General features: G+C 70.1%; 21 protein-coding genes. 8 read left to right on the top strand and 13 right to left on the bottom strand.

Annotation, left to right across the window (positions count from 1 at the left end):
* Positions 1 to 28: 28 nt before the first annotated feature.
* Positions 29 to 310 (top strand): hypothetical protein, encoded by a 282-nt coding sequence (locus tag BBA86_RS03260; protein WP_065570267.1) that lies wholly within the window; start codon positions 29 to 31, stop codon positions 308 to 310.
* On the opposite strand, the gene BBA86_RS03265 is transcribed toward BBA86_RS03260, so the two are convergent.
* A complete protein-coding gene (locus BBA86_RS03265; protein WP_065570268.1) occupies positions 288 to 1,607 on the bottom strand; it encodes a DNA recombination protein RmuC in 1,320 nt (439 codons plus the stop codon). The two genes, BBA86_RS03260 and BBA86_RS03265, sit on opposite strands and share 23 nt — an antisense overlap.
* 29 nt (positions 1,608 to 1,636) lie before the next feature.
* On the bottom strand, positions 1,637 to 2,227 hold the full coding sequence (locus BBA86_RS03270) for a 3'-5' exonuclease (RefSeq protein WP_065570269.1): 591 nt from the start codon (positions 2,225 to 2,227) through the stop codon (positions 1,637 to 1,639).
* Positions 2,228 to 2,335: 108 nt separating this feature from the next.
* On the opposite strand from BBA86_RS03270, the gene ychF reads away from it, so the two are divergent.
* Positions 2,336 to 3,427, top strand: a complete 1,092-nt coding sequence (gene ychF, locus BBA86_RS03275; protein ID WP_065572161.1) for a redox-regulated ATPase YchF — start codon at positions 2,336 to 2,338, stop codon at positions 3,425 to 3,427.
* 6 nt (positions 3,428 to 3,433) lie between these two features.
* Positions 3,434 to 3,958: an HNH endonuclease gene (locus tag BBA86_RS14385; RefSeq protein ID WP_141677831.1), complete on the top strand. Its 525-nt coding sequence runs from the start codon at positions 3,434 to 3,436 to the stop codon at positions 3,956 to 3,958.
* 130 nt (positions 3,959 to 4,088) lie between these two features.
* Here BBA86_RS14385 and BBA86_RS03285 read toward each other — a convergent pair whose 3' ends face one another.
* On the bottom strand, positions 4,089 to 4,772 hold the full coding sequence (locus BBA86_RS03285) for a hypothetical protein (RefSeq protein ID WP_065570271.1): 684 nt from the start codon (positions 4,770 to 4,772) through the stop codon (positions 4,089 to 4,091).
* A gap of 149 nt (positions 4,773 to 4,921) precedes the next feature.
* Here BBA86_RS03285 and BBA86_RS03290 point away from each other — a divergent pair, with 149 nt between their 5' ends.
* Positions 4,922 to 5,695: an alpha/beta fold hydrolase gene (locus BBA86_RS03290; RefSeq protein ID WP_065570272.1), complete on the top strand. Its 774-nt coding sequence runs from the start codon at positions 4,922 to 4,924 to the stop codon at positions 5,693 to 5,695.
* A 29-nt stretch (positions 5,696 to 5,724) separates the two neighbouring features.
* Here the strand turns inward: BBA86_RS03290 and BBA86_RS03295 are convergent, their stop codons facing one another.
* Positions 5,725 to 6,657 (bottom strand): helix-turn-helix transcriptional regulator, encoded by a 933-nt coding sequence (locus BBA86_RS03295; protein WP_065570273.1) that lies wholly within the window; start codon positions 6,655 to 6,657, stop codon positions 5,725 to 5,727.
* Positions 6,658 to 6,674: 17 nt separating this feature from the next.
* Entirely contained in the window at positions 6,675 to 7,007 is a 333-nt protein-coding gene (locus BBA86_RS03300; protein WP_065570274.1) for an ATP-dependent DNA ligase, read from the bottom strand.
* 143 nt (positions 7,008 to 7,150) lie between these two features.
* Between BBA86_RS03300 and BBA86_RS03305 the strand changes: the two genes are divergently transcribed.
* A complete protein-coding gene (locus tag BBA86_RS03305) occupies positions 7,151 to 8,074 on the top strand; it encodes a helix-turn-helix domain-containing protein (protein ID WP_065570275.1) in 924 nt (307 codons plus the stop codon).
* 24 nt (positions 8,075 to 8,098) lie between these two features.
* Here the strand turns inward: BBA86_RS03305 and BBA86_RS03310 are convergent, their stop codons facing one another.
* Positions 8,099 to 8,302 carry a hypothetical protein gene (locus BBA86_RS03310; RefSeq protein ID WP_065570276.1) on the bottom strand — a complete coding sequence of 68 codons (204 nt, stop codon included), beginning with the start codon at positions 8,300 to 8,302 and terminating at the stop codon, positions 8,099 to 8,101.
* 135 nt (positions 8,303 to 8,437) lie between these two features.
* Here BBA86_RS03310 and BBA86_RS03315 point away from each other — a divergent pair, with 135 nt between their 5' ends.
* On the top strand, positions 8,438 to 9,004 hold the full coding sequence (locus BBA86_RS03315; RefSeq protein ID WP_065570277.1) for a copper resistance protein CopC: 567 nt from the start codon (positions 8,438 to 8,440) through the stop codon (positions 9,002 to 9,004).
* A gap of 31 nt (positions 9,005 to 9,035) precedes the next feature.
* Here the strand turns inward: BBA86_RS03315 and BBA86_RS03320 are convergent, their stop codons facing one another.
* Complete coding sequence (locus BBA86_RS03320; protein ID WP_065570278.1) at positions 9,036 to 9,584, bottom strand: type 1 glutamine amidotransferase domain-containing protein; 549 nt, start codon at positions 9,582 to 9,584, stop codon at positions 9,036 to 9,038.
* An 87-nt stretch (positions 9,585 to 9,671) separates the two neighbouring features.
* Here BBA86_RS03320 and BBA86_RS14525 point away from each other — a divergent pair, with 87 nt between their 5' ends.
* Positions 9,672 to 9,809 carry a hypothetical protein gene (locus tag BBA86_RS14525; RefSeq protein WP_189318489.1) on the top strand — a complete coding sequence of 46 codons (138 nt, stop codon included), beginning with the start codon at positions 9,672 to 9,674 and terminating at the stop codon, positions 9,807 to 9,809.
* Here the strand turns inward: BBA86_RS14525 and BBA86_RS03325 are convergent, their stop codons facing one another.
* Positions 9,810 to 11,288, bottom strand: coding sequence for an MDR family MFS transporter (locus BBA86_RS03325; protein ID WP_083199450.1), 1,479 nt, complete (start codon positions 11,286 to 11,288; stop codon positions 9,810 to 9,812).
* A gap of 145 nt (positions 11,289 to 11,433) precedes the next feature.
* Between BBA86_RS03325 and BBA86_RS03330 the strand changes: the two genes are divergently transcribed.
* On the top strand, positions 11,434 to 13,311 hold the full coding sequence (locus BBA86_RS03330) for an ABC transporter ATP-binding protein (protein ID WP_065570279.1): 1,878 nt from the start codon (positions 11,434 to 11,436) through the stop codon (positions 13,309 to 13,311).
* A 4-nt stretch (positions 13,312 to 13,315) separates the two neighbouring features.
* On the opposite strand, the gene BBA86_RS03335 is transcribed toward BBA86_RS03330, so the two are convergent.
* Genes BBA86_RS03335 through nadA form a run of 5 tightly spaced genes read right to left on the bottom strand, consistent with a single transcriptional unit; the run spans position 13,316 to position 19,127 of the window.
* Positions 13,316 to 14,278 (bottom strand): glycosyltransferase family 2 protein, encoded by a 963-nt coding sequence (locus BBA86_RS03335; protein ID WP_065570280.1) that lies wholly within the window; start codon positions 14,276 to 14,278, stop codon positions 13,316 to 13,318.
* Complete coding sequence (locus BBA86_RS03340) at positions 14,278 to 15,417, bottom strand: cysteine desulfurase family protein (protein ID WP_065570281.1); 1,140 nt, start codon at positions 15,415 to 15,417, stop codon at positions 14,278 to 14,280. Before BBA86_RS03340 ends, BBA86_RS03335 begins: the two co-directional genes overlap by 1 nt.
* Position 15,418: 1 nt before the next feature.
* Complete coding sequence (gene nadC, locus BBA86_RS03345; RefSeq protein WP_065570282.1) at positions 15,419 to 16,276, bottom strand: carboxylating nicotinate-nucleotide diphosphorylase; 858 nt, start codon at positions 16,274 to 16,276, stop codon at positions 15,419 to 15,421.
* The gene (nadB, locus tag BBA86_RS03350; RefSeq protein WP_065570283.1) at positions 16,276 to 17,802 is read right to left on the bottom strand and encodes an L-aspartate oxidase; all 1,527 of its coding nucleotides are present in this window, start codon (positions 17,800 to 17,802) and stop codon (positions 16,276 to 16,278) included. Before nadB ends, nadC begins: the two co-directional genes overlap by 1 nt.
* Positions 17,799 to 19,127 (bottom strand): quinolinate synthase NadA, encoded by a 1,329-nt coding sequence (nadA, locus tag BBA86_RS03355; protein ID WP_065570284.1) that lies wholly within the window; start codon positions 19,125 to 19,127, stop codon positions 17,799 to 17,801. The genes nadB and nadA overlap by 4 nt, the downstream gene beginning before the upstream one ends.

The raw sequence follows: 19,127 nt of genomic DNA on the forward strand, positions 1-19,127 counted from the left end.
CACTTGTCACCGCCCCTCAGGAGTTCCCATGTCCACCGCATCCAGTGACCCGCGCACAGGTCAGCTCTCGCTCACCGGTCACCTGCCCGTCACGCCGACGGGGCAGATCCCGATCGTCGGCCAGGCGACGGGCGGCGTACGTCCGGTGACGGCTCAGGTTCCGGTCGTCGACGACCCCGCGCGGCGTCCCGACGTGCTGCTGCGCCGCCGGATGCCCCCCGGTCACGAGATCAACGCGTGGTGGATGATCGGCGCGTTCCTCGCCGTCTCGCTCGGCGTGATCGGGCTCATGACGTTCTTCCCCGCCTGACACCCGCGTCGGTCGCCAGCCTGTCGCGCAGCTCGCCCACGTCGGCCGTGTCGGCGAGGTCGTCGAGGAGCTCCGGCGCCGTCAGGCGACGCGTCGTGGATTCGATCGGCTGCGGAGAGGACAGCGCCTCGAGCTGAGTGTCGTCGATCCCCGGGAATCGCCTCGCGCTGACGAGGACGCGCGACTCGAGTGAGCCGGCGAATCGGTTGTAGCTGTCGACGGTGCGTTCGATGGCTCGACGCAGATCGTCCGCATGCCCGGCGAGCGATCCCAGCCGGTGGTACAGCTCGTTCCCCAGGTCGAAGAGCCTCCGCGCCTCGGAGGACACCTCCTGCTGCGTCCACGTATAGGCGACGGTCTTCAGGACGGCCCAGAGGTTCACCGGCGAAGCGAGCGCCACCCGCCGCCCGAAGGCGTACTCGAGCAGCGCAGGGTCCTCCTCCAACGCGGCCGCGAGCAGCGACTCGCTCGGGATGAAGCAGACGACGAATTCGGGGCTCGACGGCATCCCCGCCCAGTAACGCTTCTTCGCGAGCGCATCGATGTGAGCGCGCACGGCGGCGACGTGTTTCGCCAGCAGGCGCGATCGTCGAGCCGCTTCCTCGCCGACCGCGGTGACGGGGATCGCGCTCGCTTCCAGATAGGCGTGGAAGGGGGCCTTCGCGTCGACGGCGAGGGCCTTCTGCCCCGGGAGGCGGACGATCAGATCAGGTCGTCCGCTCCCGGCATCCGAGGAGACGGAGGCCTGCGTGTCGAAGTCGACGTACCGCGTGAGGCCTGCCGACTCGACGATCCGACGCAGTTGCGTCTCGCCCCAGACTCCCCGGGTGCCGTTGGATCTGAGCGCGCCGGCGAGGGACTCGGTCGTCGCGCGCAGCGCCTCGTCGGATTCCGCTGAGCGCCGCAGCTGCTCGGCAAGAGAGCCGAACTGCTCCTGTCGATCGCGCTCGAGGTGGTCCACCTTCTCCTGCATCGCGGAAAGGGTCTCTTGGACGGGCGCCAGGGCGCGGAGGATCGTCTGCTCGCGTCGTTCGCGCTCGTCGCGCGCAGCCTGCTCGGCGTGCACCCGGCTGGTCACGTCGCGGTGCAGCGCGCGCTGCTGGTCGAGCTGCGTCCGAAGGGCGTCTCTCGCCGCTTCTGCCGCCGATGCGCGCGCCTCCAGACTGACGCGGCGATTCGCCTCGCGCGCGGCGACGAGCGCCCCGGCCGCGAGTGCGCCCGCGATGAGGCAGACGAGGGCGAGGACGGTGACGAAGGCGGCATCCATGTCGTTCATCGTGCCGGAGGCCACAGACATCGCGGCTGTGCCGGGCGGTCCGGTTCCCCTCAGGCCGCCGACGCCGGCACCGGCTGCGGGATCTGCGGGATCCGGACGCCGAGGAGCATCGCCAGCTCCACGAGATCCTGTGCGCCGGCGCGCGCGGCGGCGTCGATGACGATGTGGGCGCAGGCGAGAGCGTCGGCGGTCGCATCGTGGTGCGCGAAGTCCAGGTGCCCGGCGGCCGCGGCGACGAACGGCAGCCGATACGACGGCAGATCGTACGTCTTCCGCGCGACGTGCAGGCTGCAGAGGTACCGCGCGGGCGGTGCGACATGGCCGGTGACCTCGCACGCGCTGCGAAGCACCCGCATGTCGAAGCCGGCGTTGTGAGCCACGAGGATGTCGTCGCCGACGAAGTCGAGCAGGCGGGGCATCTGATCGGCCCAGGTGTCCGCCGTCACGACGTCGTCCTCACGAATGCCGTGGATGCCGACGTTGATCTCGAAGAACCGGTCGTGTCCTGATGGCGGGCGGATGAGCCACCCTTCGGACGCGACGACCTGACCGTTCCGAACGCGGGCGAGCCCGACGGCGCAGGCGGAGGCGTTGGAGGAGTTCGCCGTCTCGAAATCGATCGCGGTGAAGTCCAGACCCATGCCTTCACCCTCGCCGCGGGTGCCGCCACGGCGACGGAGGCGCGCCGCCCGCGGTCTCACCCGGTTCCGTCGCGGGCTCATGCCACCTGCCGCGTAGAGTGGATGCCCGTGGCTCTCACCATCGGAATCGTCGGACTGCCCAACGTCGGCAAGTCCACCCTCTTCAACGCTCTCACCAAGAATGACGTGCTCGCGGCGAACTACCCGTTCGCGACGATCGAGCCGAACGTCGGCGTGGTGAACCTGCCGGATCCTCGCCTCGACACGCTGGCCGAGATCTTCTCCTCGGAGCGGATCCTTCCGGCGACCGTGTCGTTCGTCGACATCGCCGGCATCGTGCGCGGCGCCAGCGAGGGTGAGGGGCTCGGCAACAAGTTCCTCGCCAACATCCGCGAGGCCGACGCCATCGCGCAGGTCGTCCGCGGGTTCGCCGACGACGACGTCGTGCACGTCGACGGAGCGGTGAACCCGAAGAACGACATGGAGACGATCAACGCCGAACTCCAGCTCGCCGACCTCGAGACGCTCGAGAAGGCGATCACGCGCTACGAGAAGGAAGTCCGCGGCAAGAAGCTCGACCCGTCGGTCCTCGAGGCCGCGAAGGCCGCGCAGGAGGCGCTCCAGAGGGGTGAACTCCTCTCGGCATCCGGGATCGATCTGACGCCCATCCGCGAGCTGGGCCTGCTCAGCGCGAAGCCGTTCATCTTCGTCTTCAACGTGGATGAGGCGGTCTTGACGGATGCCGCGCGCAAGGCCGAACTCGCCGCGCTCGTCGCGCCCGCGCAGGCCGTCTTCCTCGACGCGAAGATCGAATCGGAGCTCGCCGAGCTCGACCCCGAGGACGCGGCCGAACTACTCGCCTCGACCGGCCAGGACGAGTCGGGCCTCGACCAGCTCGCGCGCGTCGGATTCGACACCCTGGGGCTGCAGACCTACCTGACGGCAGGCCCCAAGGAGGCTCGCGCCTGGACGATCGGCAAGGGCTGGAAGGCGCCGCAGTCAGCGGGCGTCATCCACACCGACTTCGAGAAGGGCTTCATCAAGGCCGAGGTCATCTCGTTCGAGGACCTGGTCGCGACGGGGTCGGTCCAAGAGGCGCGTGCCAAGGGCAAGGCACGCCTCGAGGGCAAGGACTACATCATGCAGGACGGCGACGTCGTGGAGTTCCGTATCGGAAACACATCTGGCGGGTCGAAGTAGCCTGTGGTGGCATCGGACTGGGAGTGCGCCGCGTGCGGTACGTCAGCCCCTGACGAGCGTGAGGGTCGGGCGCAATTCTGTTCTGATTGCCGAAACGCTCGAGGGATCTACAAGACCACACAGGGGAACCTACGTAGTGGATTCAATCGCACCAACAAGGGATCGCCGACGCTGGGATTCGCGATCGACGATTTTTGTCGGTGGCGAAAGTCGCAGGAACTGATCTGCGCCTACTGCGGTATCAGCGAGCGCGACCTCTCGGCAGTGGGGATGCGGAGTCAGATACAGCGAATCGTGAAGGTGCTCGGTGTGGACCGTGTCGATAGTGGGGCGGGGTACGAGCTCGACAATCTCGTGCCCTGCTGCTTCGTTTGTAATCAGATCAAAGGCGACCGGTTCACCGCTAACGAGATGGCACTGATTGGTCCCGCGGTCGGCGAGATCTGGTCGAGGCGGCTTGGTGGTTACTTGCCAGAGCGGGAGTTCGTGAACTCCGTCGAAGAGGGACAGGGTGGGTTCAACATTGACTGAGAGCCTGGTCGAGTTTCGCTTCAACAACTAGTCGCGGAGTCGACGGACGATCGGCCGGCGTGTCAGCGTCGCTGGTGCGCCGGACTCACGGCCGATCCGACGCGTGACGGGTGGGCGATGACCGTGGCTGTCAGAGCGGAAGGCGGGTCTCGTCGGTGATCGGGCTGAATCGCCGGACGTAGGCGCGCTGCAGGAGGCGGTCCAGTAACGAGTATCCCCGCAGCTCCCGCACCGGACCGCTGACCGGCATGCCCAACTCCCTGAGGAGCCATCGCGCTTCGGGTGTCCACCGGGCGGTTCCAGCCATCTGCACGGCTCGATCGGCGAGGACGTCCTCGTCGTGGGCTTTCGCAAGCTTCCACGCGTGCGCGATCTGGTACGGCCTCGCGAGGGAGGTGGTGGATGCCGCGATCTCGCCCGCGAGCCACATGGTGATCACGGATCCGATCGTCGGCAGGCGTGTGATCAGCGGGATCAGCAGCGCTTCGACGTCCAGGATCATCGGATCCTTCGTCGCTTCGTCGATGTCGCGGTACACGCGTCGCGACGCGCCGGGGAGGTCCGACAGCGAAAGGCTGGCGGCGTTCATCGCGTCGGACAGCGGGCGACCGTCTCTCAGAACGACCGCGCCGACGGAGAGCTGATGCTCGTGCGCGTCGAACTTCGCCGTCCCCAGGTACACCCACCAGCGAAGCTCGGGCGTCTCGAGGATCCATTCGTCGCCGCGCCGCTCGAATCCCGCCCGTGTGAACACCCGAGTCAGCTCCCGGGTCCGCGCGCCGCGCGACCACTTCTTCGCCATCTCACCCGTCACACTGCGAGGCTAACGCGCGCGGCTCCTTTCGCCCGACGGGCGTCCATCCTCTCTCGGGTAGGGTTTCCTGTTGGCCGGACAGCACTCCGTGCGAGCGGCCCGCCCCTCGACCTCTTCGTCGGGGGCCGCGTCACCAACTGAGGATCCCCATGACACAGATTCAGCGCCAGGTGTTCGACGCCGAGGCTCGTGCCATCCCGTTCATCGACGAGGGGGATGGCCCCGCCCTCGTCCTCGTCCCCGCGCAGGGCCTCGACGTCGCCTACCTCGGCGGGCTCGCGAGCATCCTCGAGGAGGAGGGCTTCCGGATCGTCCGGATCGGCTCGCGCCGTCCCGGGGAGTCGGCCGCCTCCATGCACGACCTGGCCCAGGACGTTGTGGACGTGCTCGACCACCTCGACATCGGTTCCGCGTGGATCGGCGGTCACGCCTTCGGCGGTGCGGTCGCCCGCACCGTGGCGCTCGACCACCCGGGCCGTGCGAACGGTGTGCTCCTGCTCGGCGTCGAGGCGGCCCGCGCGCTCGCTGACGACGCCGCCCGCGCGTTGCAGAGCGCCTTCTCGGCACCCGTGGACGCTCCCGACGCCGACGCCGTTCGTACCCTCGTCGGGCCTGGGATCTCCATCCCGGTGGCGTGGGACGTCTTCGCGCGGTCGCGCGACCCCCAGGTGGAGGAGCTGCAGAGTGCTGCGCTCGCCTCGACTCCGGTCGCGGAGTGGGCGAGTCTCGCCCCGTCACTGCCCATCCTCATCATCCAGGGCGCCGAGGACCCGATCACTCCGCCGGTCAACGGCGATGACCTGCAGGCGACGGCGGCGGACCGGACGAGCGTCGTCCGGCTCCCGGACACCGGACACCTGTTCCCGATGACACACCCCGGTGAGACGGCGTTCCAGATCGAGGACTACCTCGGCTGGGACTGACCCGGAGGCGGTGCGCCGGCGTCGACGCGTCAGCGGCGGAGCGTCTCGTGGGGCTGCTCGCCGAACTCGGCGCGGTAGTGCTGAGCGAACCGGGGAAGATGGGCGAACCCCCAGCGCCGGGCGATCTCGGCGACCGTCGTGGCGTCGGCATCCGATGTCATGAGGTCCCGTCGTACGGCCTGAAGCCGCTCTGCACGGACGTACGCCGCGGGCGTCATGCCGAGGGTGCGCTGGAAGGCGCTCTGCAGACCTCGGACGCTGAGCCCCGCAGCCGCGGCGATGTCCGCGACGCTGAGCGGCTCACCGAGGTTGTCGTCGATGAACGCGGTGGCCCGGCGTACTCCGCGTGAGCCGCCGGACGCCTCTTCCGTGTCCGCGTCGATGCCGAACGTGCTGACCGTGGCGGCGAACACGGCGTCGACCGCAGCCTGTCGGATCAGGTCGTTGTGAAGCAATACCTCGTCGTCGAAGATCTGCCCGACGTGCGTGATCGTCGATTCCCAGTGTCGCTGCAGCTCCGGCGTCAATGCGCCGGAGTGGGGGAAACGACCGTGTGCGCCCAGGTCGAGTCCGGTGAACGCCCCGAGCGCGGGGAGCCCGATTCCGACCACCTCTGCGTTGACCGAGGACGACCAGGTCTCGGCCGTGCCCGGGCTGAGCAGGAACGGTGCGTCCACGTCCACGCGGGACCCGTTCGACTCGGCGCGGAGGCCCCCGTCATCGAGGCGCGCAACGCCGACGTAGCCGCGGACGTCGATGTGCGAATGGAGGAAGCCGGTCGTCTGGAACCTCGTGACCTGCAGTCGCTCGTCGCCCAGGATCCGCTGGCGCAGGGAGAAGGTGCCATCCGTCTCTCGGATCGATGCCCCCGCCGCGACCTGCTGCAGCAGTGCGGCAGCGGCCTCGGCGTCGAGGGCCTCTCGCGTCACGTCGACGACGCGGGGGCCGTGGTCAGGAGACATGGATCATCTCTACGGTCTCATTCCATGGCTTCGCTGGGTGCGCGGGTGGCGGAACCCTGCGGTTCGGGAATCACGTAGAGACCCGATGGGGAGTTCGCGACGTGGCTGAGGGCATCGAGCCACGCCGGGTTCAACGACGGCTGCCGGCTGCCGAAGTACTGCCAGTTCAGGTCGGCACCGGGGTGCAGCCACACCACCTGACGACCGTCGCCGAGGCTCTGGTCGTTGCGCCACATGAAGGTGAAGGCCTCCCCGCGGCGAAGCTTGGTGGTGATCACGAGCTGCAGATGCGCGAGGAGTCGATCCTCGAATTCGGCGCGGATGCGGTCGTTGTAGATGAACTTGCCCACTGGGTCCTCTCACGGGGTCGTGATATCCATTATGCGCACATGATCCGTAATGCGCAGTATCCGGGCGGTCCTCCCCGTCATGGACGGACGTAGGCTCGGATCGGATCCCGTCGAACCGCAGGCGATGGGAGGGAAAGGACAGCGTGCCCGCGCTTCGTGAGCATTTCCGCTCCGCCGACCTCGGCGAGGCGGAGGCGTACATCAACCGCAGTTACGGGAGCGTCGATCTCGACGCGCAGGATCTCGTCTTCGAGGAATCGAGTGCCGGCGACGAGCGGTTCGGGCTCCGACGACTCAACATCCGCGGCGGCTACAGCGCCGAGTGCGACCTCGATGCCGTCATCGTCGTGCACAGCGACGCGCGTTATGAGTGGGAGATCGACGGCGAGCGGGGGGACGCGGCGCACCCGGTCCTGTTCCAGCCGGGTTCGACCCTCGCGTGCCGGCTCCAGGACACCCGCGTTCAGGTCGTCGCCCTGCCGATGGACGCGCTCACGGACCTTGCGCGAACTGTCTACAACGACGACACCGTGACGGTGCGTTTCGACGGGACGCGGGCTGCGGATCCGGCCCTTCTGCGCGCATGGCAGTCGGCGTCCGCCATGGCGTTCGCCGCCGACGAGGCGCTCGACAACGACCTCGCGCGAGCATCGCTGTTCCGTTCCATCGCGGTCTCGACCCTCGAAGCGTTCCCTCTCATCGGCGACCGCGCCGAACGCGTCGAGACCGTCGCCCAGCAGCAACGGGCTTACCGCGCGGCGGTCGCCTTCTTCGAGGAGAATGCGTCACTGCCGATCACGGTGGACGACGCCGCAGCAGCCGCCGGAGTCGGAAGCGCTGCCCTTCGCCGCGCCTTCCGAGCACACTCCGTCGCCGGGCGCACGCCCATGGAGCACCTCACCGCCGTGAGACTCGATGCCGCCCGAGCCGAGATGGTCGGAACGGCGCTCGGCTCGGTCGACGACCTGAGCGAGATCGCCTCCCGCTGGGGGTTCACCGTGGCCGGTCTCAGGCGGCATCACCTCGCGGCCTACGGCACCCGGCCCGAGGATCTCCTCGGCCTCTGACGGGTCGTCCCGGGCGGGCTCGCGTCACTCGGCGTCGGCCTCGGGCTGACCGGGCCCGGGCCCAGGTCGGAACGTCGCATCAGCGGCGATGTCGACCCGCGTGACGCCGTCGTGCTCGCTCACCAGGTAATGCGATTCGGCGGAGGGCGCACCGCGGTCCTCCGGGCGCTCGAGGTCGGGGGAGAGGTCCTCCGGCTCGTTCTGTGCCTCGCTGCGGTCGATGTCCATGTCGGCGTCCTTCCCAGGCTGGTGTGAGGGCCACGGTAGATGCAGGGGCGGCGTGCTGTCCGGGGGTTGCTCGTCGCCGGAGCGGGCGGTAAGCCGACGCAGGCGGTGCATAGCGTCCGATGGCAGGCTGGAGTCATGTCCGCCGCGCCGTCCCGCCCCGCCTCCATCCGCTCCGCGCTGTCCCGTATCATGGCAGCCTCCGTCGGCATCGCGGCCCTTCTGACTCTGGGATTCGCCAGCCCGGCGTTCGCGCACGACGAGCTCATCGGCAGCACGCCGTCGCCGGACGAGCAGTTGAGCACGGCGCCCGCGTCGGTGGTGCTCACCTACTCGGCCGCGATCATGCACGAAGGCGCCGAGGTCATCGTCGTGGATGCCGCAGGCAAGGACTGGACGGACGGTGCACCGGCCATCGACACCAACACCCTCACCGTCCCCCTGGCCGCCGGCATGCCCGACGCGGGCTACCTCGTCGAGTGGCGCGTGGTGTCGAGCGACGGGCACCCGATCAGCGGCACGATCCCCTTCGCGGTCGGTCAGGCGACGCCCCTGCGGTCGTCGCAGGCGACGCCGGATGCCGCCGGTGATGGCGTGTCAGTGGTCCCGCTCGTCGTGGGCGGCATCGTCGTCCTCGTCGTCGTGGTCGTGGTCGTCGCGGTCGTGACGGCCCGTCGACGCACGACGCCCCCGACACGCGACTGAGTCGCGGACGGGGGCGGCCGGTGCGTGGGGGTCAGACGGTCTGCGCCGCGTGCGGTCCCTCGGCGATCTCCTCGACCAGCTTCGCGTTGAACGCCGGCAGGTCGTCGGGCGTCCGGCTCGAGACGAGCCCGGAGTCCACGACGACTTCCTCGTCCTGCCACGTGGCACCCGCGTTCACCAGATCGGTGTGGAGGCTGGGGTAGCTCGTGAGGGTGCGTCCGCCGAGGACGTCCGCTTCGACGAGGAGCCAAGCGGCGTGGCAGATCGCGCCGACCGGCTTGTGCTGCGCGAAGAAGTCGCGCGCCAACCGCACGGCTGCGGCGTCCAGCCGCAGGTCGTCGGCGTTCACGACGCCGCCGGGGAGGACCAGGGCGTCGTAGTCGGCCGCGTTCGCCTCGCCGGAGGTGGCATCTACGGTCTGTTCGTGGCCGTTCTTGCCGGTGATGGTGCCCGCTTCGGGGGCGATCATGACCGCGGCGGCCCCGGCATCCGTCACTGCCTCCCAGGGGGAGGTCAGCTCGCTGTCTTCGAATCCGTCGGTCGCGAGGAACGCGACGCGCTTTCCGCTGAGGGTGCTCATGGTCTCGACGCTAGGCGGTGGACCGCGCGCTCTTCAGGCCCTTGACCCTCGCGCCGGTGCCGGTTACGCGGGCGTAGCATGGAGCGCATGGCCACCTCGAACCTGCCTACCCCCACGCTGCAGCCGGTTTCTACGCTCCCGAACGCGACCGAGGAGACGGACGCCGTCGACCTTCTCGACGAGGGCGCCTCGTGCTGCGGCGGAGGGTGCTGCAGCACGAACTGATCAGTGGGCGAGGGCGGGGCCCTGGTCTGCGCTTCCCTCCGCCGGCTTCCGCACGAAGAGCGCGAGCACGACTGCCGCGCTGGCCACGATCGCACCGATCAGGAAGGCGGCGTGGACGCCGTCGGCTTTGGCGAGCACCTCGTCGGTCCCGTCGGCGAGTTTCGCGGCCGTCGTGACGGTCATGATCGCGACGAACAGAGCCGTTCCCGCAGCGCCGGCGACTTGCTGAAGGGTACCCACCGTCGCCGACCCGTACGGGTAGTACCGCCGAGGGAGGGAGCCGAGCGCCGACGTCAGGAGCGGCGTGAAGGTCAGTCCCAGTCCGAGGTTGAGCATGAGGTGGACGCCGATCACGAACGGCACCGCGGTGTTCACGTCGAACAGGGTCATGCCCCAGAGCGCCGCAGCCGCGATGATCATGCCGGGGATGACGAGCGGCGTGGGTCCGACGCGGTCGAAGGCATTGCCGACGAACGGCGCCATGACTCCCATGAGGATGCCGCCGGGAAGCAGCATCAGCCCGATGCCCAGGACGTCGAGTCCCAGAACCTGCTGCAGATAGATCGGCAGGAGGACGATCGATCCGAACAGCGCGGCGAAGACGACGACGACGAGCACGACCGCGAGCGAGAACGTCCGGGTCTGGAACGTGCGGAGGTCGAGGAGGGCGCTGTCGGTCTTCTGCAGGTGCAGCTGCCGGAGGACGAACAGGACGAGGGATGCCGCGCCGATCGCCAGCGGGATCCATGGGTCGATGGGCGCATGCCCCGACGCCGACTCGCCGATCGCGCTGAAGCCGTAGATCAGGCCGCCGAATCCGAGCGCGGACAGCGGTACGGAGAGCACGTCGAACCGGGCGTCGGGACGCGTCTCGGTGACGTTCTTGACCCAGACCGCACCGAGGACGATGGCGATGAGGGAGATCGGGAGCATCACCCAGAAGATCGCGTGCCACGTGAGGGTCGAGAGGATCAGGCCCGACACCGTCGGCCCGATGGCCGGAGCGACGGCGATCACGACGCTGATGGTGCCCATCATGCGGCCGCGATGAGACGGCGGGACGATGTTGAGGACCGTCGTGAACAGCAGCGGCATCATGATCGCGGTGCCGCTGGCCTGCACGATGCGACCCGCGAGCAGGAATCCGAAGCCGGGCGCGAGCGCGGCGATGAGAGTGCCCGCGGCGAACAGGCTCATCGCGGTGAAGAAGACGGTCCGCAGCGGGAAGCGCTCCAGCAGGAAGCCGGTCAGCGGGATGACGACGGCCATCGTCAGAAGGAAGCCTGTCGTGAGCCACTGACCGGTCGCGACGGTGATCCCGAGGTCCGCGACGATGTCGGTCAGCGCGACGCTCATGGTCGTCTCGTTCAAGATGACGACGAAGGCGGCGACGACGAGCAGGGCGATGACCGGGCCGGTCTTGGTCGGCGCCGAGACGGGCGGAACGGTGGGCGTGGATGCGGTGTCCGAGAGGGGCACGAGAGTCCTTCGAGTGGGAGGGGCGGTCGGCGCGGCCAACACGGGCGACACGCATGTCGCGAGTCGTTCAGCCTAACGGATGCCGGTGCCGCGCCATTCCCGCGGATCCCACGCGCCTGGGCGGGGTTATGGTGACGGGATGAGCATGGGCGGGCCCGGAGGCTTCCGGGGAGGGTTCCGCGGCATCGATGAAGACACGCAGCGGCAGAGGAACGCCTCGGCTCCCCGCATCCCTGATCTCGGTCGTCGCGTCGCCGCCCTGTTCCGTCCGTACCGGCGCCGACTCGTCGCGACGGCGATCCTCGTCGTCGTGGGCGCGGCGGTCGGCGTGATCCCGCCGCTTCTGGTCCAGCGCATCTTCGACGACGCTCTCTTCCCCGTCGACGGCTCGTCCCCGCAGCTCGGGCTCCTGGGCGTCCTCGTGCTGTCGATGATCGGGCTGTTCGTCCTCGGCGCGGCGCTCGGGATCGCGCAGACCTGGCTGACGTCGACGGTCGGCAACCGGGTGACCGGGGATCTCCGCGTACGGATGTTCGCGCACCTTCAGGCGATGGACCTCGGCTTCTTCACCCGGACCAAGACCGGAGTCATCCAGTCGCGGCTGCAGAACGACGTGGGCGGGGTGTCGGGTGTCCTCACCAACACGGTCACGAGCATCCTCGGCAACACCGTCACGGTGATCTCGGCTCTGGTTGCGATGCTCCTGATCGACGTGCGACTCACCCTCATCGCGGTCGTCATGATGCCCGTGCTGATCCTCGTGCAGCGCAGGGTCGGACAGGTGCGCGCCCGCATCGCCGGGCAGACGCAGGAGTCGCTGTCGGAACTCAGCGCCATCACGCAGGAGACGCTCAGCGTCTCCGGCATCCTGCTGTCGAAGTCCTTCAACCGCCAGAGGGCCGAGTCCGACCGCTATGCCGCCGAGAACCGCACGCAGATCGGTCTGCAGGTGCGGCAGGCGATGAGCGGTCAGGGCTTCTTCGCCGTCGTCCAGATCATCATGTCGTCGGTCCCCGCGGTCATCTACCTCGTCGCGGGCTTCTTCATCACGGGGGATGCCGTCCCCATCACCGCGGGGGCGGTCGTCGCCTTCACGACGGTGCAGGCGCGACTGCTCATGCCGCTCATGGGGCTGATGCGGGTGGCGCTCGACGTGCAGACCTCGCGCGCGCTGTTCGCCCGTATCTTCGAGTACCTCGACCTGCGCCCCGCCATCGCCGACGTCGCCGACGCGCTCGACGTGGCCGACGCCCCCGGCCCTCTCGGACGGATCGAATTCCGCGACGTCTCGTTCCGCTATCCGGATGCCGGCCCCGACAGCCCCGCGACTCTCGACGGCGTCTCGTTCGTGGCCGAGCCCGGGCAGCACGTCGCCTTCGTGGGGCCCTCCGGCGCGGGGAAGACGACGATCCTCTACCTCGCGCCCCGCCTGTACGAACCCACGGAAGGATCCGTGCTGTTCGCGGGAGCGGATGTGCGCTCGCTCTCGCAGGCCTCGATCATCGACCGGATCGGCATCGTGTCGCAGGAGACCTACCTGTTCCACGCGTCGATCCGCGACAACCTCCGTTACGCGAGACCGGGGGCGACGGATGCCGACATCGAGGCCGCCTGCGTCGCGGCGAACATCCACCACGTCATCGCCGGCTTCGAGGACGGCTACGACACGATCGTCGGCGAGCGCGGGTATCGGCTCTCCGGCGGTGAGAAGCAGCGCATCGCGATCGCGCGCGTGCTGCTCAAGGATCCGCCGGTGCTGCTCCTCGACGAGGCGACTTCGGCCCTCGACACCGTGTCGGAACGGGTCGTCCAGGAGGCCATCGACGAGGCGGCGCGGGGCCGAACGACACTGTCGATCGCGCACCGGCTCTCGACGGTGATCGCCGCCGACGTCATCCACGTCGTCGATGCGGGTCGCATCGTCGAGTCCGGGACGCACACCGAGCTCCTGGCGGCGGGCGGTCTCTACGCCGAGCTCGCGGCTCAGCAGGTCGCCGCGGCGCGCATCGACGGCGCCGGCTGATCCCTCACCACGCCCGTGCGGCGGCCAGGAGGGGAGCGGATGCCGCGTCGAGGACGACACCCTCGTCCGCGGCGCGGTCGGCGACGTCGCGTGTGAACGCACCGAGGAGCTGCCGGTAGGCGTCGTCGGGGTGGTGCTCGGCGACCCGGACGAGGGCGGGGACGTCCATGTCGAGGATGAGGCGGACGCGGGAGCGCGCCGCACCCTCGAACCCGGCGGTGTCCAGGACGGCGAGGCCGCCGCGCAGGCCGTCCAGGTAGTCGCGCAGGACGGGAACGGCGTGCCGCCGCTGCGTGATCGAGGTTCCGTCGGCCCGCTCACGCCAGTGCACGACGACGTCGGGGACGACGTCGATGGCTGCTGCAGCGGCGTAGAGCTGCTGAGCGACGACCTGGTCCTCGTAGGCGCGCTCCTCGGTGAAACGCAGGCCCGCGCGACGCCACAGGTCGACGCGGCTGACCTTGGACCACGCGACGATGTTGCCCGACACGTCCGGATGCGCGGCGAGCGTCGTGCGGCGCCGAGCGGGCGAGGTGGATGCCGCGACCCAGGGTTGGACGATGCCGGGGGCGTAGTGACCCGAGGCATCCGCTCGCAATCGCACGTACGCTCCGACGGCGACATCGCTGCCGGAGTCCTGGAGGGAGCCCACCAGGGTCTCGAGAGCGCCGGGCAGCATGATGTCGTCGGCGTCGAAGAATCCGACGTACGGGGTGTCGACGAGGTCGAGCGCCTCGTTCCGTGACGCGCCGAGTCCGCGCGCGACCTCGTGACGCACGAGCGTGAAGCGGGGGTCCGCTGCGGCGGTGGCGGCGAAGACCTCGGCCGTCCGATCGCGCGAGGCGTCGTCGACGAGGATCGCGCGGAAGCCCTGGTGCGTCTGCGCGCGGAGCGAGGCGAGGGCGTCGTCGGCGAACGCTCCGACGTCGCGTCCGGGAACGATGACGGTGACGGTCGGGGTGCTCATCACCGTGATCGTACCGCCGCGACCGAGGCGGCGACGGCCTCGGCGAGGGGTGCCGGGTCGGTCGCCGCGCGGTGGCCGAAGCTGAACCGCACCGAGGTCTGCGCGACCGCGGGCGCGATGCCGAGCGCGAGGAGCACGTGAGACGGCTCATCGCTGCCTGCCGCACACGCGGATCCGCTCGAGGAGACGACGCCGCGCCGTTCGAGCTCCAGCAGGACGGCTTCTCCGCTGACACCCGAGAACGTGAAACTCGCCGTTCCCGGAAGCCGACGGGTCGCGTGTCCCGTGAGGCGCGCCTCGGGGATCAGTGCGAGCACCCCGGCGACGAACGCGTCGCGCAACGCTGAGACCCGCTCCGCCGCAACGCACCGCTCCGCCTCGGCCAGCTCGAGCGCGAGAGCGAGGCCGACGGCACCGGCGACGTTCTCCGTGCCGCTGCGACGTCCCCGTTCCTGGCCGCCGCCGTGGAGGAGTGGTTCGAGGGGGATGCGGCCGCGGATCGCGAGGGCTCCGATCCCTTGAGGGGCGCCGACCTTATGGCCGGCGATCGACAGGGCGTCGGCGCCGGTCCCGGCCAGCGGCAGCCAGCCCGCGGCCTGAACGGCGTCGAAGTGGAGGTGAACGCGCGCCGGTGTCGAGGCGGCGGCGAGGGCCGCGGCATCCTGCACCGTCCCGATCTCGTTGTTGGCGTACCCGAGCGAGACGAGCACGGTGTCCTGCCGGAGCGAGGCCGCGAGGTCGTCGGGGGAGACGAGACCGTCCCGGTCGACCGGAAGTCGCGTGACCGCCACCCCGTGGGCGCGCTCCAGGAACTCCGCCGACGCGAGCACCGACTCGTGTTCGATCGCACTCGTGATGAGGTGTCCGGGGCGTCCGGTGCGCAGGAGCGCGGCGACGGCGACCCCCTTCAGTGCGAGGTTGTTCGCTTCGGTCGCGCCCGAGGTGAAGATCACGTCTCCCGGCCGCATCCCTACGACGGCGGCGACCCGGCGGCGCGCGTCGGCGAGGACGGCCGCGGCATCCTCTCCGATCGTGTGGTGGCTCGACGGGTTGCCGTAGCGCTCGGCGAGGAAGGGGAGCATCGCCTCCCGCACCTCGGGACGCACGGGGCCCGTCGCCGCGTGGTCGAGGTAGAGCACCTCAGGCCTCGTCGATGCGGACGTCGAGTCCGAGGTCGAGCGCCCGCGCCGAGTGGGTGAGGGCCCCGACCGAGATGACGTCGACCCCGGTTTCGGCGATCGCGCGCACGGTGTCGAGGGAGACCCCGCCGGACGCTTCGACGGTGGCCCGTCCCGCCACCTGCGCGACACCCGTCCGGAGGTCGGCGAGCGTGAAGTTGTCGAGCATGATCGTGCCGATGCCCGCGGCGAGCACCGCCTCGATCTGATCGAGACGGTCGACCTCGACCTCGATGTGGGCGGTGTGGGGCAGTCGGCCCTTGGCGTCGATGAGCGCCTCGGTGACCGACAGCCCCGAGCGCGTCAGGACGGCGAGATGGTTGTCCTTGGCCATGACGGCATCGGACAGCGAATGGCGGTGGTTGGCACCGCCGCCGCTGCGGACGGCGTGGCGTTCGAACGCGCGCAGGCCCGGCGTCGTCTTGCGGGTGTCGGCGATCCGGACACCGGTTCCCGCCACCTCATCCACGTACGCGGCGGTGACCGTTGCGATGCCCGACATGCGCTGGACGAAGTTCAGCCCGATCCGCTCCGCGGTCAGCACGGCGCGGGCCGGCCCCGTCACGACGGCGAGGACGTCGCCCGGCGCGAATCGGCTCCCCTCCGCCACGCGCAGGTCCGTCTTGACGCTGTCGTCGGTGAGGGCGAACGCGGCCGCGAACACCGACCCGCCGCTGAACACGCCCGCTTCGCGCGCGATGAGGTCGGCCGTGGCGGTGGCGGATGCCGGGATCAGCGCGTCGCTCGTGATGTCGCCCCACGGGGCGTCCTCGAGGAGCGCTGCGCGCACGATGGATTCGATGGTGGCGGGTGAGAGCATCACGCGGCCCCCTCCAGGTCGGGGTGGATGAGAGCGGCAGCAGGGTCGTCGGCTCGCAGGTGCGAGCCCACCGAGCCGGTCCGCGCCAGCGCGGCGGCGACCATGAGCTCGGCGACGAGCAGGAGGTTCGCATCCTCGTGTTCGGCCAGGGTCACAGGCGGGACGCTCGAGGCGCGCCAGCCGGCGAGGACGCGGGCCGCACGGCGGAGACCCTCGCCGTCACGCGTCACACCGGCATCCGCCCACATGAGATCCTGCAGCGCGCGGCGGCTGAAGCGCGGGTGCGGGATGCCGTCGGTCGCCGCCTGGACGACGGCGGGGGTGCCGGCGGGCACCGGCCACCCCGGGTCGTCCGTGGCTGCGGCGTCCCCGGCACGGGCGCCGAAGACGGCGCCTTCGAGGAGAGAGTTCGATGCCAGGCGATTCGCCCCGTGGACGCCGGTCCGCGCGACCTCACCGACGGCGTACAGGCCCGGGACGTCGGTGCGGCCGTCGAGGTCGGTGACCACGCCGCCCATCAGGTAGTGCGCGGCCGGCGTGACGGGGATCAGCTCGCGGGCCCAGTCGAGCCCGCGGGAGCGGACGGCGGCGTCGATGGTCGGGAACCGGGCGGCGAGGAACCGTGACCGCTCGTCCGGGTCCGCGCTGTGCACCGCGGTCGCGTCGAGGAGGACGGGGCGCCCGCCCTGACGGGCCATCGCGGCGGTGATCGCGCGGGCGACGACGTCGCGGGGTGCCAGCTCACCGTCGGGGTGGACGTCGAGGGTGAACCGGCGTCCGCTTTCGTCGCGGAGGACCGCGCCTTCACCGCGCACGGCTTCCGATACGAGGAAGGCGTCGCCTGTGGCGAGCACCGTGGGGTGGAACTGCACGAACTCGAGGTCTCGGACGTCAGCACCCGCCCGGGCGGCGAGCGCGATGCCGTCCCCGGTCGCCACAGCCGGGTTGGTGGAGTGCGCGAACAGCCGACCCGCGCCGCCGGTCGCGAGGATCACGGCGTCCGCCTCGACGCGCTCGCCGCAGAGGATGTCCACACCGACGACACGTCCGCCCCGGAGGACCAGGTCCGTCACGAGAGCATGCTCGAGTATCCGGATGTCGCTCCGGCGGATCTGCTCGACGAGCGCGCGCTCGATCTCGGCACCGGTGGCATCGCCCCCGGCGTGCAGGATGCGGGGGAACGAGTGCGCACCCTCGAGTCCCGCACGGAGCGTCCCGTCGGCGTCCCGGTCGAACCGGACGCCGGCGGCGATGAGGTCTCGGATGCGATCGGGACCCTCCGTGACCAGGACGTCGACGGCTGCCGGGTCCGCCAGTCCCGCCCCGGCGACGAGGGTGTCGTGCGCGTGATCGGCCGTCCGATCGTCGGGGGAGAGCGCGCCCGCGATGCCGCCCTGCGCGTACCGCGTGTTCGCCTCGGCCAGCTCGCTCTTGGTGACGATCGTGACCGTCGAGCCACCGGCATCCGCGTGGAGGGCGGCGGTCAGCCCGGCGATGCCCGAGCCGACCACGACGATCGTGCTCACGGCTTCGCCGCCAGCATCCGCTCGAGGGCGATGCGTGCCGGCTGGGCGACATCCGCCGGCACGGTGATGCGGTTGCGCACCTCGCCCGCGACGAGTCCCTCGAGGATCCAGGCGAGGTAGCCCGGGTGGATCCGGTACATCGTCGAGCACGGGCACACGACCGGGTCGAGGCAGAAGATCTCGTGCTGGGGGAACTGCGCCGCCAGTCGCTGGACGAGGTTGATCTCGGTGCCGATGGCGAACGTCGTGGGCTCGGTGGCCGCGGCGATGGCCTTCCGGATGTAGTCGGTCGACCCCGCCTCGTCCGCCGCGTCGACGACGTCCATCGGGCATTCGGGGTGCACGATCACCCGGACGCCGGGGTGCTCCGCCCGCGCGGCGGCGATCTGGTCGACGGTGAACCGGCGGTGCACCGAGCAGAAGCCGTGCCAGAGGATGACGCGGGCGTCGGCGAGCTCCGCCTCGCTCGATCCGCCCAGGGGCTTTCGCGGATTCCACACCGGCATCTGTTCGAGGGGGACGCCCATGGCCTTCGCCGTGTTGCGCCCGAGGTGCTGGTCGGGGAAGAAGAGCACACGACGTCCGCGGGCGAACGCCCACTCGAGGACGGTCCGCGCGTTCGACGAGGTGCAGACGATCCCGCCGTGGCGGCCCACGAAACCCTTGATCGCCGCGGACGAGTTCATGTAGGTCACGGGGATGACGGGGCGCTGCCCCTCGGCATCCGGAGCGTCCATGTCTCCGTAGACGTCGGCGAGCTGCTCCCAGCACTCCTCGACCTGGTCGATGTCGGCCATGTCGGCCATGGAGCATCCGGCGGCGAGGTTGGGGAGGATGACGGCCTGTTCGGGGCGCGAGAGGAGGTCGGCTGTCTCGGCCATGAAGTGCACGCCGCAGAAGACGATGGCCTCGGCGTGGGGGTGCTCGAGGGCGGCGTTCGCGAGCTGGAAACTGTCCCCGACGTAGTCCGCGTGAGTGACGACCTCCTCCCGCTGGTAGAAGTGCCCGAGCACGACGACGCGCTCGCCGAGGGTCTGCTTCGCCGTGACGATGCGCGCGGCGAGCTCGGCCTCGTCCGCCTCGCGGTACTCGGCCGGCAGTTGTCCCTGCCGGGGCGCTCCCGTGGGGATGACGTCGCCCATCGACGAGCCGGGTCCGTATCCCGGGCGGGTGTCGAAGGTCCAGGGTCCCGCAGCGAGGTCCGTGTTGCACGTCTCGGCCGTGGTCTCACCGGCGACGATGGCCTGGATCTCGTGGTCGACGCTGGGGTCGATCGGGCGGGCGCTGATCGGTCGGGGCTGCAGGGTGACGGGGGTGGCGCTCAT

It is taken from the genome of Microbacterium oleivorans (genome assembly GCF_001691565.1).
GTDB lineage: Bacteria > Actinomycetota > Actinomycetes > Actinomycetales > Microbacteriaceae > Microbacterium > Microbacterium oleivorans_B.